The organism is Mesorhizobium sp. WSM3879 (assembly GCF_002294915.1).
GTDB lineage: Bacteria > Pseudomonadota > Alphaproteobacteria > Rhizobiales > Rhizobiaceae > Mesorhizobium.
The window spans coordinates 309548-323548 of the sequence record NZ_NSFZ01000003.1; the positions used below are offsets into that span (position 1 = coordinate 309548).

The 14001-nt window shown below is 64.2% G+C and carries 16 protein-coding genes; 5 read left to right on the forward strand and 11 right to left on the reverse strand.

Annotated elements, in window-relative coordinates; genetic code table 11:
• Positions 1–5: 5 nt before the first annotated feature.
• The 3 genes from CK218_RS08105 to CK218_RS08115 all read right to left on the reverse strand — a co-directional run bounded on the left by CK218_RS08105 (position 6) and on the right by CK218_RS08115 (position 3234).
• Entirely contained in the window at positions 6–842 is an 837-nt protein-coding gene (locus CK218_RS08105; RefSeq protein WP_095776742.1) for a carbohydrate ABC transporter permease, read from the reverse strand.
• A complete protein-coding gene (locus CK218_RS08110) occupies positions 839–1699 on the reverse strand; it encodes a sugar ABC transporter permease (RefSeq protein ID WP_095827377.1) in 861 nt (286 codons plus the stop codon). Before CK218_RS08110 ends, CK218_RS08105 begins: the two co-directional genes overlap by 4 nt.
• 266 nt (positions 1700–1965) lie before the next feature.
• Positions 1966–3234: an ABC transporter substrate-binding protein gene (locus CK218_RS08115; protein ID WP_095827378.1), complete on the reverse strand. Its 1269-nt coding sequence runs from the start codon at positions 3232–3234 to the stop codon at positions 1966–1968.
• Between the two features lie 106 nt (positions 3235–3340).
• On the opposite strand from CK218_RS08115, the gene CK218_RS08120 reads away from it, so the two are divergent.
• The gene (locus tag CK218_RS08120; protein ID WP_067323547.1) at positions 3341–4207 is read left to right on the forward strand and encodes a helix-turn-helix domain-containing protein; all 867 of its coding nucleotides are present in this window, start codon (positions 3341–3343) and stop codon (positions 4205–4207) included.
• Between the two features lie 10 nt (positions 4208–4217).
• Here CK218_RS08120 and CK218_RS08125 read toward each other — a convergent pair whose 3' ends face one another.
• From CK218_RS08125 to CK218_RS08135, 3 genes are read right to left on the reverse strand one after another with little or no spacing between them, the layout of a single operon-like run.
• Positions 4218–5597, reverse strand: a complete 1380-nt coding sequence (locus CK218_RS08125) for an ATP-binding protein (protein WP_095827379.1) — start codon at positions 5595–5597, stop codon at positions 4218–4220.
• Between the two features lie 4 nt (positions 5598–5601).
• On the reverse strand, positions 5602–5982 hold the full coding sequence (locus CK218_RS08130) for a YkvA family protein (RefSeq protein ID WP_095827380.1): 381 nt from the start codon (positions 5980–5982) through the stop codon (positions 5602–5604).
• Between the two features lie 56 nt (positions 5983–6038).
• A complete protein-coding gene (locus CK218_RS08135; RefSeq protein ID WP_095827381.1) occupies positions 6039–6716 on the reverse strand; it encodes a winged helix-turn-helix domain-containing protein in 678 nt (225 codons plus the stop codon).
• Between the two features lie 196 nt (positions 6717–6912).
• Between CK218_RS08135 and CK218_RS08140 the strand changes: the two genes are divergently transcribed.
• Positions 6913–7545 (forward strand): isoprenylcysteine carboxylmethyltransferase family protein, encoded by a 633-nt coding sequence (locus CK218_RS08140; protein ID WP_095827382.1) that lies wholly within the window; start codon positions 6913–6915, stop codon positions 7543–7545.
• Between the two features lie 103 nt (positions 7546–7648).
• The gene (locus CK218_RS29985) at positions 7649–7834 is read left to right on the forward strand and encodes a hypothetical protein (protein ID WP_095781994.1); all 186 of its coding nucleotides are present in this window, start codon (positions 7649–7651) and stop codon (positions 7832–7834) included.
• A gap of 44 nt (positions 7835–7878) precedes the next feature.
• On the opposite strand, the gene CK218_RS08145 is transcribed toward CK218_RS29985, so the two are convergent.
• Both CK218_RS08145 and CK218_RS08150 read right to left on the reverse strand, forming a co-directional pair.
• Positions 7879–8097, reverse strand: coding sequence for a hypothetical protein (locus tag CK218_RS08145; protein WP_095827383.1), 219 nt, complete (start codon positions 8095–8097; stop codon positions 7879–7881).
• A gap of 91 nt (positions 8098–8188) precedes the next feature.
• The gene (locus CK218_RS08150; protein ID WP_095827558.1) at positions 8189–8950 is read right to left on the reverse strand and encodes a COG4280 domain-containing protein; all 762 of its coding nucleotides are present in this window, start codon (positions 8948–8950) and stop codon (positions 8189–8191) included.
• A gap of 204 nt (positions 8951–9154) precedes the next feature.
• Between CK218_RS08150 and CK218_RS08155 the strand changes: the two genes are divergently transcribed.
• Together CK218_RS08155 and CK218_RS08160 are read left to right on the forward strand one after the other, a co-directional pair.
• Positions 9155–10648 (forward strand): aldehyde dehydrogenase family protein, encoded by a 1494-nt coding sequence (locus CK218_RS08155; protein WP_095827384.1) that lies wholly within the window; start codon positions 9155–9157, stop codon positions 10646–10648.
• A 165-nt stretch (positions 10649–10813) separates the two neighbouring features.
• Entirely contained in the window at positions 10814–11833 is a 1020-nt protein-coding gene (locus tag CK218_RS08160) for an LLM class flavin-dependent oxidoreductase (RefSeq protein WP_095827385.1), read from the forward strand.
• Between the two features lie 100 nt (positions 11834–11933).
• Here CK218_RS08160 and CK218_RS08165 read toward each other — a convergent pair whose 3' ends face one another.
• From CK218_RS08165 to CK218_RS08175, 3 genes are all read right to left on the reverse strand, one after another.
• Positions 11934–12167 carry a hypothetical protein gene (locus CK218_RS08165; protein WP_095781991.1) on the reverse strand — a complete coding sequence of 78 codons (234 nt, stop codon included), beginning with the start codon at positions 12165–12167 and terminating at the stop codon, positions 11934–11936.
• Between the two features lie 70 nt (positions 12168–12237).
• Positions 12238–12681 (reverse strand): carboxymuconolactone decarboxylase family protein, encoded by a 444-nt coding sequence (locus CK218_RS08170; protein ID WP_095827386.1) that lies wholly within the window; start codon positions 12679–12681, stop codon positions 12238–12240.
• Positions 12682–12793: 112 nt separating this feature from the next.
• On the reverse strand, positions 12794–13870 hold the full coding sequence (locus CK218_RS08175; RefSeq protein WP_095827387.1) for a class I SAM-dependent methyltransferase: 1077 nt from the start codon (positions 13868–13870) through the stop codon (positions 12794–12796).
• Positions 13871–14001 lie beyond the last annotated feature (131 nt).

Sequence of the window (14001 nt, forward strand, 5' to 3'; positions counted from 1 at the left end):
CTATCCTATTTGACCGCGCCGGCGGCGATGCCGGCGATGAAATGGCGCTGCAGCAGCACGAAGACGATCAGCATCGGCACGGTCAGCATGACGGCGCCGGCCATGATGCCGCCCCACGACACCTTGGTCAGGCCGATCAGCGTGCCGAGCGCCACCGGCGCCGTCATCGCGCCGGGTTGGCTGTTGATCAAAAGCGGCCAGAGATAGTTGTTCCACGAGGCGAGGAAGAGGATGATGGCGAGGGCCGCCAGCATCGGCCGCGCCAAGGGCAGCGCCACGAACAGGAAGATGCGCCATTCCTTCACGCCTTCGACCCTCGCCGCGTCGAACAGCTCGGCCGGCATCATCGAAAAGGCCTGGCGCATGAAGAGCACGCCGAGCGAATTGAACAGCGGCGGCACGATCAGCGCGATCCAGGTGTTGGCGAGCTGGAAGTCGCGCGCCACCATGATGAATTGCGGGATCAGCACCACGGCGTAGGGAAGCGTGATGGTGCCGAAGATGATCGCCACCACCACGCCCTTGCCGAGGAAGTCGTAGCGCGCCAGCGCCCAGCCGGCCATCGAGGTCAGCAGTACCGAGAGAAAGGTGTAGGTCACCGCCACCGAGACCGAGATGCCGATCGCGCCGACGAAATTGGTGTCGCGCTGCAGATTGTTGAAATTGTCGAGGAAGCTGTCATGCGGCAGAAGCTCGATGCCGGGGCTGAAGATGCCGTTGTCGGGCATGGTGGAGAACACCACCATCATCCACAGCGGGAACAGCCAGATCAGCGCCAGCGGCGTCAGGACGAGATGCAGCAGGATGCTGCGTCCGAGCCGCCTTTGCGAGCGCGAGGTCATTTCGGCTCCCTCGTCAGCCAGAGCTGCACCAAAGTGATGGCGATGGCGAGGCCCGCCATGGTGTAGGCGATCGCCGAGGCATAGCCGAAATTGAGCGAGCGGAAGCCCTGGCGGTAAAGCAGGAGGCCAAGGGTTTCAGTGCCGCCGCCCGGCCCGCCGCGTTCGGTGATCAGGAAGGGTTCGGTGAAGAGCTGCATGGTGCCGATGATCGACAGCACGGCGCAAAAGACGATGACCGGCTTCAACAGCGGCAGGGTGATGTAAAAGAACTGCTTCACCTTGCTGACGCGGTCGAGCGTGGCGGCCTCGTAGACGTCATCGGGAATGGATTGCAGGCCGGCAAGAATGATGATGGCGTTGTAGCCGGCCCAGCGCCAGGTCACCGCGATCATGATCAGCGCCATGGCCGGCGTGACGTTGGAGAACCAGTCGATCTTCTCCAGGCCAACGCTGCTCAACAGCTTGTTGACGATGCCGAAATCGAGGCTGAACATCAGCCGGAACACCGCCGAATAGGCGACCTCGCCGACCACGACCGGGGCGAAGAACGCAAAGCGGTAGAGGCCGCGCGCCTTGAGCAGCGGCGAATTCAAAAGCACCGCCATCACGACCGCCAGCGAGATCATCACCGGAACCTGGATGACGAGAATCAGCAGCGTGTTCTTCAGCGCGTTGAAGAAGGCGGGGTCGCCGATCAGGCGGCCCCAGTTGAAGGTCGGCGCGAAGCGCCACGGCACGGTGCGGGTCGCCTGGAAGGAGATCAGGAAGGAGCTGATGATCGGCCAGATCCAGAAGATGGCGAAGATCAGGAGATAAGGCGTGAGGAAGCGATACGCGGCGGCGTTGCGGTAGCGCATCGTGTTCCTCCTCCTTCCAGTTTCGGGCCGCGCCTTCCTAGCGGGCGCGGTGTTGATCATGTGTTGAATTGCTGGAGCAGTGCCAATGGTCGATGCAGGCGCTGCCCTGTCTTGCCTTCTCCCCTTGTGGGAGAGGGTGGCCGCGAAGCGGCCGGATGAGGGGTGTTCCAGCTTGGCAACGACGGCAATCCGTCCAACACCCCCCTCCGTCTTGGCGCTACGCGCCAATCCACCTTCTCCCACAAGGGGAGAAGGAAAAGCGACGCTCACTTGACCGGCAGGCCGGTCGCAGAGGCGATCTGGCTGGCGGCGTCGTCGAGCGCGGCCTTGGCATCGGGATAGCCGCCGGCAAGATACTTGGTCTGCACGGCCCGCACGATGATCTCGGCATCGCTCTGGAACTGCGTGCCGCGGCTCGGCACGACCTTCGGCAGCGTGGCGAGAATATCCTTCCAGACCGCCTGCCCGCCCCAATAGGGCTGGCCCTGCGCAACGTAAGGATCGTCGAGCGCGGAAATCAGCGACGGCACCAGGCCGAAATCCTTCAGCATGGTGATCTGGCCTTCATTGGTCTCCAGCGTGTATGTCAGATAGGCGTAGGCCGCTTCCTTGTTCTTGCTGGCCGAGGTGATGGCCAAAGAGGAGCCGCCGAGATTGGCGGCGCGCGGGCCGTCGGCGGTCAGGCTCGGCATCAGGTAGACGCCCCATTTGCCGCTTTCCTTCGGCGATTCGGTGCGGATCGTGCCCTCATACCAGCCGCCATAGACCTGGGTGGCGACCGTGCCGGCGGTGTTGTTGGTGATCTTGGTCGACCAGTCGGCCGACGAAACGATGCCGGCGTCCTTCATTTCCTTGACCTTGGTCATGGCGTCGACGCATTTCGGCTGGTTGACCGTGATCGACTGGCCGTCCTCGGCGAAATAGGCGCAGCCCTGCTCGTTGGAGATCATGCGGAAGAATTCGGTATCGCCGTTGAAGTCGGCGTTGGTCATTGTGACGCCGGGGTTGGCGGCCTGGATCTTCTTGCCGGCGGCGATGAAATCATCCCAGGTCTTGATCGATGCGGGGTCGACACCGGCCTTCTCGTAGAAGTCGCGGCGGTAGAAGACGGCGACCGGGCCGGAATCCCAGGGCATGGCATAGGCCTTGTCGCCGACTTCGAGCTCGGTGCGCTTGAAATCGGGGAATTTCTTCTGGTCTTCCGCGCTGTAGCCCAGCGTGTGCAGGTCGACGAAGCAGTCCGGGAACTGGCTCCAATAGTTCTCGGCCTCGCCGTTCTCGATCGAGACGATGTCGGGCAGGCCGACACCACCGGCGGCGCAGCCGGCGATCGACTTGTCATAGGTCGGCTGGTTGCCGAGGTCCTGAACGGTGACCTTGATGTCGGGGTACTTCTTGTTGAAGCCCGCGACGGTGGCCTTCAGCGACGAAGCGGCGATGTTCCAGCTCCAGATCGTGAGTTCGCCGGATTGCGCCAAAGCGGGGCCGGAGCCCAGGGCAAGCAAAAGCGCGGCGCAGGTCAGTGTGGTGCGCATTGAAATCCTCCCATTTCGTTTGCTCTCTCACCGTGAGCCTGGCTAGATTATGCGGCGCGGAAGGCTTGTCCCCGACAAAGGGAATAAGAAATTGGCGGAAAGTAAGATGCCGGAGCGTCCGTTCTACCAGCCAGGCGCAAGCAGCGTCGAAGGCCTGCCGCTGGCCTTGCAGATGTTCCACAACCAGCCGTTGGTGATGCTGAAGCCGCATTGGCACGCCCAGGTCGAGGTCAACTTCATCGTGCGCGGCAGCGTGCATTACCGCATGGCCGAGCATGAGATCGCGCTCTCGGCCGGTGAGATGTGCCTGTTCTGGGGCGGGCTGCCGCACCAGATGGATGATCTCACGGACGACGCGATCTATGCCGGCGCGCATCTGCCGCTGGTGCATTTCTTCAGGCTGCATCTGCCGGCCGATGTCCGGCACCGGCTGATGACGGGCGCGACGCTGGTGACGAATGCCACCGACCAGTCCGACAACGACAACTTCAAGCGCTGGAACGAGTATGCGCGCTCGGGCGATGCGGCCAAGGCCGAACACGCCGTCAACGAGCTGCTCTTGCGGTTGGAGCGGGTGCGCTTCGAGCCGTACCGGCTGGTGCCGGCAACCGCGTCCGGACACGGGGCCGGCAGCGCCTTCGACCAGCAGTCCTCGCGCAATGTCGGGCGCATGTGCGATTTCATCGCCGAGAATTTCCTCTACGACATCGACTGCGTGAACATCGCGGCGGCGGCCGACATCCATCCGAAATACGCCATGAGCCTGTTCAAGAAATCGACCGGCATGACGCTCAACGAATATGTCAATCTGCTGCGACTGAGCTACGCGCAGGCGCTTTTGATGCATGAGGGCGCCAATGTGCTGAAGGTCGCCATGGACTCGGGCTTCGGCTCGCTCAGCGCCTTCAACAAGTCGTTCCGCAAGCTTGCCGGCATGTCGCCCTCCGACTTCCGCAGGGCGGGCGTGCGCTGAAACCTGCCCGTCAAGCGGCCGGCTCCCTCACCGCGGGGAAGTCGACGATGACGGCGAGCCCTGGATGGTTGTCCTCCAGCGTGATCGACGCGCCATGCAGGTCCGCGACCGCCTTGACGAGGCTTAGGCCGAGGCCGCTGCCCGGCGTCGTGCGGCTGGAATCCAGCCGGTAAAGCCGCTGAAAGACCTTTTCGCGCTCGCCGGCCGGAATGCCGGGCCCATCGTCGCGGACATGGACGAGGACACGGTCGCCCTGCTTTGTCACCGACAGCTCGATCGCTGTGCCGGGGGGACAATGCCTAAGCGCGTTCTCGACCAGGTTGGCGAGCATCTGCATCAGCAGGTCGCGGTCGCCGTGGACGTACCATTTGGTGTCCGGAACGAGCGTCGTCGACAACGATTTTCCGTCGTCCTCGGCGACGTCGGCATAGACCTCGCCGATGGTGTCGACGACACTGCCGACGTCGAGATCGACAAAGCGGGCCTTGCGCGCGCCGGCCTCGATCTGAGCGATGCGCAGCAGCGCATCGAAGGTGTCGTTGATCTGCCGGCTTTCGCTGCGCGCATCGGCCAGCTCGGCTGAAACGGTCTCGCCGGAGGCGGTCTTGTCGGCAGCCTGCTCCAGGATCATCTGCAGGCGGTTGAGCGGCGTCTTCAGGTCGTGCGCGATGTTGGCGCTCACCTCCCGCATGCCGTCGACCAGGCCCGACAAGCGGTCGAGGGCTGCGTTCACCTGGGTGGACACGGCGTCGATGTCGTCGCCATTGCCGGTCAACGGGATGCGCGCGTCGAGCCGTCCGTGCGAGACGTCGACCATGGTGGCGGCAATGCCGTCGAGCCGCCGCTGGACGCGCGAGGCGAGCAGGGCGCCGCCGGCAATGGCGAGCCCGGTGATAAACAGCGTGCCCCAGCCGAAGCTCATCAGCACGATGGTCTTCAACTCGTCCGTCTCGGCAAGCGAGAAGGCAACCGTCAGATTGTTGCCGCCGACCTCGCCGGTATAGGCGCGGTACATCGTGTCGGGCGGCACGCCCGGCAATCTGGCGGCGAACATCGAGAAACCGTCGGGCAGGCCGGAGGCGGTGAAATTGCCTGCCAGACGGTTGCCGGCGGGGTCGGTCAGCGAGAAAAGCTGGTCCTTGTCGGGGCTGAGGTCGGCGTTGTTGTTGACCGAGGCGACAAGATCCTCCTTGTCGTTGGCGGCATAGGTCAGGGCAACGACCGAATAGGTCTCCTTGATGGACTTATCGAGCCGCCTCGCCAGATCGGCGCTCATCAGCTGATAGACGACCGCGCCGGACAGGATGAAGGCGAGCACGAAAAGGAAGGCAAAGGTCAGTGCCAGGCGGAACGGCGTGCTGCGCAGCAGGCTGGGGCGTGCTTCCTTCATCGTTTCAGGCGGGGCTCGGCCAGAACAGCCATAGCAGGGCCAGGGCCGCCACGATCCAGACGGCAATCATGAAGATCAGACCGGTCAGGCTGACCGGTCTGGTGCTGCGCGTGGCGGTGTCGCGGAATTCCCGCATGAGCCCGGCCGGAACCAGCTTTACCGCAAGCAGGATGCCGAGCGGAACGATCACAAGATCGTCCAGATAGCCGATGATCGGAATGAAATCCGGAATGAGGTCGACGGGGCTCAGCGCATAGGCCGCGACCGCACCGGCCACGACCTTCGCGTACCAGGGGACGCGCGGATCGCGGGCGGCAAGCCAGAGCGCCACGACGTCGCGCTTCATGCGAAGCGCCCATTGCCTTGCGGAGTCCAGCATCGCCATGTCGCTTATATACGGAGAGCCGGCCGGAGGCGCGAGATGCGATCAGGCATGGATCGTCAACCCTGCGCGTGCAGGCTGTAGCCGGTGTTGCGCACGGTATGGATGAGCGGCACGTCGAACGGCCTGTCGACCTTGGCCCTGAGCCGGCTGATATGGGTTTCGACGACGCTGGTCTTGGGGTCGAAATGGAAGTCCCAGACGCGCTCCAGAAGCATGGTGCGGGTAATCACCCGGCCCTCGCCGCGCATCAGCACTTCGAGCAGGCTGAACTCCCGGGGCTGCAGGTCGATGGTCCGGCCCTGCCTGGTCACACGCCGCATGATCAGGTCCATTTCGAGGTCGCCGACGCGAAGGCTGGTCTTCTGCTCCTGCGCCGCCGGCCTCCGGCCGAGCGCGTTGATGCGGGCAAGCAGTTCGGAAAAGGCGAAGGGCTTGACCAGATAGTCGTCGCCGCCGGCCTCCAGCCCCTCCACCCGGTCGTCGACGCCGCCGATCGAGGTCAGGAATATGGCCGGCGTCTTGATGCCCGCCGCTCGCACCGCCTTGATCATCGACAGGCCGTCGAGACCGGGAACCATACGGTCGGCCACGATGACGTCATAGGCATTGCGGGTTGCCGCGGCGAGCGCTTCATGGCCATTGCGCAGGAGATCGCAGGCGTGCCCGGCCTCGCTCAGTCCCCTGACGATGTAGTCGGCAGTCCTTGGGTCATCCTCAACCAGCAGCAGTCGCATCTTGGCCTATCGTCCGGTGTCGAGTTCAAGCGGCACGGTAGCATCGGCGAGGCCCCATTCCCACAAGCCGGACTTACGCAGGCCTGTCCGGGTCCTTACAAATTCGTAAGAATGATCGAAAATAATGGGAAGACCTCGCCGCCGGGCGCGAGAAAGGTTAGGGGAGCGCTGGCCCGGCCGGAGTGACTCAAATCGAATGGCTTACACATCGCTCAAGTCAGCGCCAAAGGCCTTCGACCAGCACAAGCGCCTGATCGTCGTCCAGGTCGCCGCCGTGACGGCCATCGCCCTGCTGCTGTTTGCCAAGCCGTTCCTCAGCGAGGGCTCGAGCGGACACGAGCTGATGGAGACGGCCGGCTTCGGCTTCGTGCTCGTCTGCTTTCTCGGCCGGCTATGGAGCATTCTTTATGTCGGCGGCAGGAAGAACGACGAACTGGTCGTCTCCGGTCCGTTCTCGATGAGCCGCAATCCGCTCTATTTCTTCTCGATCATCGGAGCGATCGGTATCGGGTTGATGTTCGGATCGGTGCTGGCCGCCGCGATGCTTGGTCTTGCAAGCTTCCTCGTCTTCCGGTTCACCGCCGGCCGGGAGGCCGAGTTCCTGTCCGGCAAGTTCGGCGCCGCCTACACCGCCTATGCCGAGCGGACGCCGCGTTTCTGGCCGAATCCGATGCTCTACCGCGACGAGGAGGAATGGATCTTTTCCACCAGCGCGCTGAAAAGCACGTTCCGGGACGGTTTATATTTTCTGGCGTTCTTTCCGCTTATCGAGGCGGTCGAGCATTTTCGTATGATCGGCATGCTGCCGACCTTGTTCACAATCTACTGATTCCGATTGGGCGTTTGCCGATTGCACCCAAAAGAAGTCAGCGGCAACGCCTTGAGTCCGAGCTGGCGAAGCATATACCTCTTTATGAGTTGGGGGCTGCGTGATGGACGTTCGCAGATCGAAACACGATACGCTCGGACGGTTGTCGGTGTTTGAACTCGACGCGTTGCGAGAAGCTTTCAAGCGATCGGTTCGCGAGAACAACGTCACGGAAATCCGGTGGGCCGAGCACGCCGAGCTTTTCGTCAAACGCGCGATCGGCAAGAAAAGTCGCGCCCTCCGAGCCTAAAGCGCGTCGCGTCGAATTTGGCCCGCGCCACCCGTCAGGTCGGCTTAGCCTTTGCCTCCGCCGCGCGCGCCGCGCCTCGTGCTTTCCCAAAGGATCGCCAGGCAGCCGATCAGGATCAGGACGCCGCCGGCGACCGGCGGCAGCGCCAGAAGCTTCACGGCGCCGGCGACCAAAGCGATCAGAAGCAGCGCCAGAAGCGCAAGGCTGCCGTCGTCGACGAACATGCCGACGAGCTCCTTCAGGACGAGGCGGACGATTTTCATCGGGCAATTCCCTTCGAGCGGCTCACCGTTGCAGGGCAATGGCAAACCGCTCTGTTTCTTCTTTGACCGCAATTCCGCTCGTGAAACCGCTTCACGCTTTTCCCGGAATTGCGTTGGCAGCCGCGGCGTGGGCGTTGCGCAGCCAGCGCACCATGGCGAAGGATGCCGCGGCGATGACGACGAAGATGGCAAGCAGCGCAAAATCCTCGCCCGGCCATTCGGCGCCGAGGCCTTCGCCTATCCAGAACACGCCGAAACTGGTCAGCATCAGGCCGACGACGAATTTGAGCGCGTTTTCCGGCACGCGCGCCAGCGGCCGGTGCACGGCGAGGCCGATCAGCATCACAAGCACGAATGCGGCCAGCGCTCCGAGACCGGCATAGAGCGTCTGGCCATGCGCGGTCCCGACCGCAATGACGATGAACACCACCTCGACCCCTTCGAGCAGCACCGCCTTGAAGGCCGCCACGCCGGCAAGATAGCCGGCGCGACGGTCGTTGGCATGGCGGGTCAGCGCGTCGGTTTCCCTGGAAAAGGCTGCCTCTTCGTCGCGGAGCGCGATGATCCCGGCGCTGCGCAGGATCGCCTTGCGCAGCCAGCGCATGCCGAACAGGATAAGAAGCACGCCGACTGCGAATTGCAGGAGCGTGATCGGGATCAGCTGCAGCAGCGGTCCGAAAGCCAGCACCAGCGCCGCCAGCACGGCGAGCGCCGAGACGGCGCCTGTCAGCGCCGGCCGCCAGCCGCGCGTCACGCCGACGGCCAGCACGATGGTGAAGGCTTCGACCACCTCGACAAAGGACGCCAGGAAGGAAGCGGCCACGGTGGAGAGAACGGGCGTCAGTTCGTGCATCAATGGGCACCGCGGTCCGTGTTTCGCCGCCCTTTTGGGAAGGCGGGGCCGGTCCAGCCTTGTTCAACAGGCGATGACGCACAAAGTATGGCGGATGGACAAATCAGCCGTCGCCGGCTGCACATTCTCCAACGCCGCGGCGAACTTGCGCCCGTGCGCAGGCCGGTGGCATAAGGCCATGCTCATCAGAGAAAGCGGCTTCAGATGACGTTATCGGTGAGAGACCTTCCCCTGCGCACGCCGATCGACGGCCGGCACCGGCAGATGATGATCGACGGTGAGTGGCGCGATGCGGTGAGCGGCCGGACTTTCGAGACGCGCAACCCCGCCACCGGCGCGGTGCTGGGCACCGTGCCGCTTGCGGATTCCAAGGACGTCGACCTGGCGGTGGCCGCCGCGCGGCGCGCCTTCGAGGGACCGTGGAGCCGCTTCAAGCCCTATGAGCGCCAGCTGCTGCTATTGAAGATCGCCGATCTCATGGAACGGCATTGGGAAGAGTTGGCGCTTTCCGACACCACCGACATGGGCATGCCGATCACCCGCACTTTGGCCAACCGCAACCGCGTGCTCGGCATGCTGCGCTTCTATGCCGGCATGGCGACGTCGATCCACGGCCAGACGATCGGCAATTCGCTGCCCGGCGAGATCGTCTCCTACACGCGCAAGGAGCCGGTCGGCGTGGTCGGCGCGATCATTCCGTGGAATGCGCCCACCGCCGCCTCGATCTGGAAGATCGGCCCGGCCTTGGCCACCGGCTGCACCATCGTGCTGAAACCGTCGGAAGAGGCACCGCTGACGCCGCTCCTGATCGCCGACCTGATGCAGGAGGCCGGCGTGCCGCCGGGCGTCGTCAACGTCGTGACCGGCACGGGCGCGGAAGCCGGTGCGCCGCTCGCGGCGCATAAGGATGTCGACAAGGTGGTCTTCACCGGCTCGACCGCCACCGGCCAGGCGATTCTGCGCGCCTCGGCCGCCAACATGAAGCGCGTGTCGCTGGAGCTGGGCGGCAAATCGCCGGTGATCGTGCTCGCCGATGCCGACATCGAGCGCGCCGTGCCGGTGGCGGCCATGTCGGTCTTCGCCAATTCCGGCCAGGTCTGCATCGCCGGCTCCCGGCTCTTCGTCGAACGGCCGATCTATGACGAATTCGTCGAACGCGTCGCGGCCTTCGCGGCAAAGCTGCGGATCGGCGACGGCGCCGACCCCGAGACCGAGATCGGACCGCTGATCTCGCCAAGACAGCTCGAGCGCGTCTCAGGCTTCATCGCGGACGGCGCGCGCGAGGGCGCGCGGCTGGTGACAGGTGGTGAGCGCATCACCAAGGGCGCGCTGGCCGCAGGCAATTTCATGACGCCCGGCGTGTTTTCCGGCGTCACCGACGGCATGCGCATCGCGCGCGAGGAAATCTTCGGGCCGATCATCTCGGCGCTGTCCTTCGACACGCTGGAGGAAGCGGCGCGGCGCGGCAACGACACGCCCTACGGTCTCGGCGCCGGCGTGTTCACCAAGGATGTCGGCAAGGCGCACCAGCTCGCCAACCGACTGCGCGCCGGCTCGGTCTGGGTCAACACCTATCACGCGATCGACCCGGCCGTGCCCTTCGGCGGCTACAAGATGAGCGGTTACGGCCGCGAGGGCGGCGCCGAGCATCTCGACGAATATCTCAACACCAAGGGCGTCTGGATCCGGATCGATTGACGGTCTGTATCCGGTCGCGTTTCGTTGAATAGCCGCACGGCTTCAACTATTTGCGTTGCGCCAATTCCGAAGCAGAAAGCGGTCGCACGTTTTTTGCTGGTATTGCGCTGGAGCAACACAAGAACACGAGCGGTTCAGCGGGCCGCCTGACTCGGAACGGAGCGCATGAAGAAGATCGGGTTTCTGTCGTTCGGGCACTGGTCGCCCGCCCCGCAATCGGGCACGCGCTCGGGCGCCGACGCGTTGCTGCAGTCGATCGACCTTGCCGTCGCGGCCGAGGAGCTCGGCGCCGACGGCGCCTATTTCCGCGTCCACCATTTCGCCCGCCAGCTCGCCTCGCCGTTTCCGCTGCTTGCCGCGGCCGGCGCGAAGACCAAGCGTATCGAGCTCGGCACCGCCGTCATCGACATGCGCTACGAGAACCCGCTCTACATGGCCGAAGATGCGGGTGCGGCCGACCTCATCGCCGGCGGCCGGCTGCAGCTCGGTATCAGCCGCGGCTCGCCCGAGCAGGTGATCGATGGCTGGCGCTATTTCGGCTACGTGCCGGAAGAGGGCAAGACCGATGCCGAGATGGCGCGCCGCCACGCCGAGATCTTCCTCGATCTGCTGCGCGGCGAAGGCTTTGCCCAGCCCAATCCGCGGCCTATGTTTCCCAATCCGCCTGGATTGCTCAGGCTCGAGCCGTTCTCGGCGGGCCTGCGCGAACGGATCTGGCGGGGCGCGGCCACCAACGCCACCGCCGAATGGGCGGCCAAGCTCGGCATGAACCTGCAGAGCTCGACGCTGAAATTCGATGAGGGCGGACAGCCGCTGCACATCCAGCAGGCCGAGCAGATCCGCGCCTACCGCGCCGCCTGGAAGGAAGCCGGCCACGCAAGGGAGCCGCGCGTGTCGGTCAGCCGCAGCATCTTCGCCTTGGTCAACGACATGGACCGCGCCTATTTCGGCGGCAGCGAGGGCGAGGACCATTTCGGCTATATCGAGCCGGAAAAGCGCGCCGTGTTCGGCCGTACCTACGCCGCCGAGCCGGATGTGCTGGTTGAGCAGCTCAGGCAAGACCAGGCGATCGCCGAGGCCGACACGCTGCTGCTCACCGTGCCCAACCAGCTCGGCGTCGACTACAATGCCCATGTCATCGAGGCGATCCTGAAGCACGTCGCGCCGGCACTCGGCTGGCGGTGATCAATCGAGCGATTCGACGGCCGCGAGGCGAGACCAAACTCGATTTCGGGGCCATGATCGAATCGGTGCACCCGATGCTTTGAGGCACTGCCACCGGCAATCAGGTCGCTGCGCCAGTGTACCGCGCGCGCACGATCCGGGTGATGTGGACCACGTTCAGGCCGATGAAGAAGACGTTCCATGCCACGACGTTCAACATCGGGACGGGCTGGCCGTAGAAGTATACTGCCAGGCAGGTTGCCGCCGTCAGGGTGAGTATTCGCAGGCGCAGCATGTCCATCGTGAAGTAGGCAATCACGTAAAGAATGTTCGCCGCGTTGATGAGCAGTTCCATGAGAGTTCCCATGTGGTGGGGCGTGCAGGAAGGGGCGGTGCCCGGTTGAAACGCCGGGCACCGCCTGCCGTCAGTCGCCGCCAAATTCGGTCTTGAAGGTTTCGAAGTCGATCTGCAGGCCATTCAGCACGGCGCTCCAGTGCCGGACGTAGCCGGCATGGGCCACGGCTTCGGCGACCTCCTCGTCGGTGGCGCCGCGGTCCTTGGCCATCTTGGTTTCCAGCCAGATGCAGTAACGGCACGGAATCTGCGCCGCCACCGCGACGTTGATGAGCGACTTTACCTTCGGTTCGAGAGCGTTGTTCTCGGGTTGAAGCTCGAGACCCTTGAACATCGTCCAAGCGCCGGCGACTGCCGACTTTGGATAGGCCTTGATATGGCTCGGCACGATGCCGAGCGTCGCCTCGATTTCCTTGTAGGTCTGCTCGGCCGCCGGCAGTTCCTGCGCAACGGCGAGCGGTGCGGCAAGTACGGTAGCGATGGCGAAGCCTATGCCTGTGAGAATGTTTTTCATGATCAGTCTCTTGTTTGTTGGGATCGAAGGGATTGCCGCCCGCCCCGCGCCCCCTTTGCGCCGCGAGGCCGGAAGTCGTCCGCTGCGACCGACCGGTGTTAGCTTTCGAAGGTCAGAGCCGGGCCTCGAGGACCAAGTTGAACGGCGTCTCGAAGGCACGACGGAAACGGGTGAACCCGGCCTTGCGGAACACTTCCGCCAGCCGTGCCTCGCCGGCCTGGGCGCCCAGCACGAGGCGGCCGCCGTCCGAAATAGCGTGGGCGCAGCAGATGGTGGTGGAGGCCGCGTAATACATTCTCGCCACCGGCGAGATGTTGTCTTCGACCCGGTCATTGGCGAAAGGCTCGACCAGCATCACCGTCCCGTCCGGCGCCAGCGCCTTTGATGCATGCACTGCCGCGGCGACAGGATCGCCCATGTCATGCAGGGCATCAAAGAAGCAGATCAGATCGTAGCCGCTGCCCGGGTAGTCGTCGGCCCGCGCCTTTTCGAACGCCACGCGCCCTTCCAAGCTCTGCTTGGCGGCGCCGCGACGGGCCTCCCCCAGCGAGTCTTCGTGATTGTCGAAGCCATGGAAGCGGGAAGTCGGAAAGGCCTTTGCCATGAGCGCCGTCGAATGGCCGTGGCCGCACCCGATATCGGCGACAAGCGCACCAGTCCTGAGCTTCTCGACGACGCCCTCCAGGGATGGCAGCCATTCGCTGACGAGACTGGCCTTGTAGCCGTTCCGGTAAAAGGCGGCCACGCCGCAGGCCAGGCGTCCGTCATGATCTCCCCAGGCTATGCCCTTGCCGGTGCGGAAAGCCTCTACGGCCTTCTCTTCGTCGGCCCACATCGAAGCGGGCACCGCCCAAGCGTTGGGAATGAAGACGGCGCTGTCCTCGTCGGCGAGCACGACTTCCTGTTCGGGTGTCAACTCGTAGGTGTCGCTGACCGGGTGGTAGACGATATAGCCGCCCGCCACTTGGGAATTGAGCCATTCGCGTACGTAACGTTCGGCACAGCCGGCGCGCCCCGCGAGCGCGCGGGCACTGAGGGGTCCGAGGCCCGCCATGGCCTTATAAAGACCGAGACGGTGGCCGAGGCTGATCATGACTCCGCCGTAGCCGGCCGAAATATCACCGATCGCTCGCGCGACGAGCGCATCGAGTTTCGCCGGATCGATCTTATGGTTGTGGGTATGCTCCATGTCCAAGTCTCCTGTCCAAGCGCTCGGGCAATCCCGAGGCAGCGGCTGAATCGCAGGAACAGGGAAGAAACGGGAGAGCGCGACTCTCCAGAATCGGGCCATTTGTGCCACTGGCCCGTCGTCAGGAGAGA

What these genes read in the sequence shown, in the direction of transcription:
- CK218_RS08105 (WP_095776742.1), bottom strand. Translation starts at nt 842, where the DNA reads ATGACCTCGCGCTCGCAAAGGCGGCTCGGACGCAGCATCCTGCTGCAT.
- CK218_RS08110 (WP_095827377.1), bottom strand. Translation starts at nt 1,699, where the DNA reads ATGCGCTACCGCAACGCCGCCGCGTATCGCTTCCTCACGCCTTATCTC.
- CK218_RS08115 (WP_095827378.1), bottom strand. Translation starts at nt 3,234, where the DNA reads ATGCGCACCACACTGACCTGCGCCGCGCTTTTGCTTGCCCTGGGCTCC.
- CK218_RS08120 (WP_067323547.1), top strand. Translation starts at nt 3,341, where the DNA reads ATGCCGGAGCGTCCGTTCTACCAGCCAGGCGCAAGCAGCGTCGAAGGC.
- CK218_RS08125 (WP_095827379.1), bottom strand. Translation starts at nt 5,597, where the DNA reads ATGAAGGAAGCACGCCCCAGCCTGCTGCGCAGCACGCCGTTCCGCCTG.
- CK218_RS08130 (WP_095827380.1), bottom strand. Translation starts at nt 5,982, where the DNA reads ATGGCGATGCTGGACTCCGCAAGGCAATGGGCGCTTCGCATGAAGCGC.
- CK218_RS08135 (WP_095827381.1), bottom strand. Translation starts at nt 6,716, where the DNA reads ATGCGACTGCTGCTGGTTGAGGATGACCCAAGGACTGCCGACTACATC.
- CK218_RS08140 (WP_095827382.1), top strand. Translation starts at nt 6,913, where the DNA reads ATGGCTTACACATCGCTCAAGTCAGCGCCAAAGGCCTTCGACCAGCAC.
- CK218_RS29985 (WP_095781994.1), top strand. Translation starts at nt 7,649, where the DNA reads ATGGACGTTCGCAGATCGAAACACGATACGCTCGGACGGTTGTCGGTG.
- CK218_RS08145 (WP_095827383.1), bottom strand. Translation starts at nt 8,097, where the DNA reads ATGAAAATCGTCCGCCTCGTCCTGAAGGAGCTCGTCGGCATGTTCGTC.
- CK218_RS08150 (WP_095827558.1), bottom strand. Translation starts at nt 8,950, where the DNA reads ATGCACGAACTGACGCCCGTTCTCTCCACCGTGGCCGCTTCCTTCCTG.
- CK218_RS08155 (WP_095827384.1), top strand. Translation starts at nt 9,155, where the DNA reads ATGACGTTATCGGTGAGAGACCTTCCCCTGCGCACGCCGATCGACGGC.
- CK218_RS08160 (WP_095827385.1), top strand. Translation starts at nt 10,814, where the DNA reads ATGAAGAAGATCGGGTTTCTGTCGTTCGGGCACTGGTCGCCCGCCCCG.
- CK218_RS08165 (WP_095781991.1), bottom strand. Translation starts at nt 12,167, where the DNA reads ATGGAACTGCTCATCAACGCGGCGAACATTCTTTACGTGATTGCCTAC.
- CK218_RS08170 (WP_095827386.1), bottom strand. Translation starts at nt 12,681, where the DNA reads ATGAAAAACATTCTCACAGGCATAGGCTTCGCCATCGCTACCGTACTT.
- CK218_RS08175 (WP_095827387.1), bottom strand. Translation starts at nt 13,870, where the DNA reads ATGGAGCATACCCACAACCATAAGATCGATCCGGCGAAACTCGATGCG.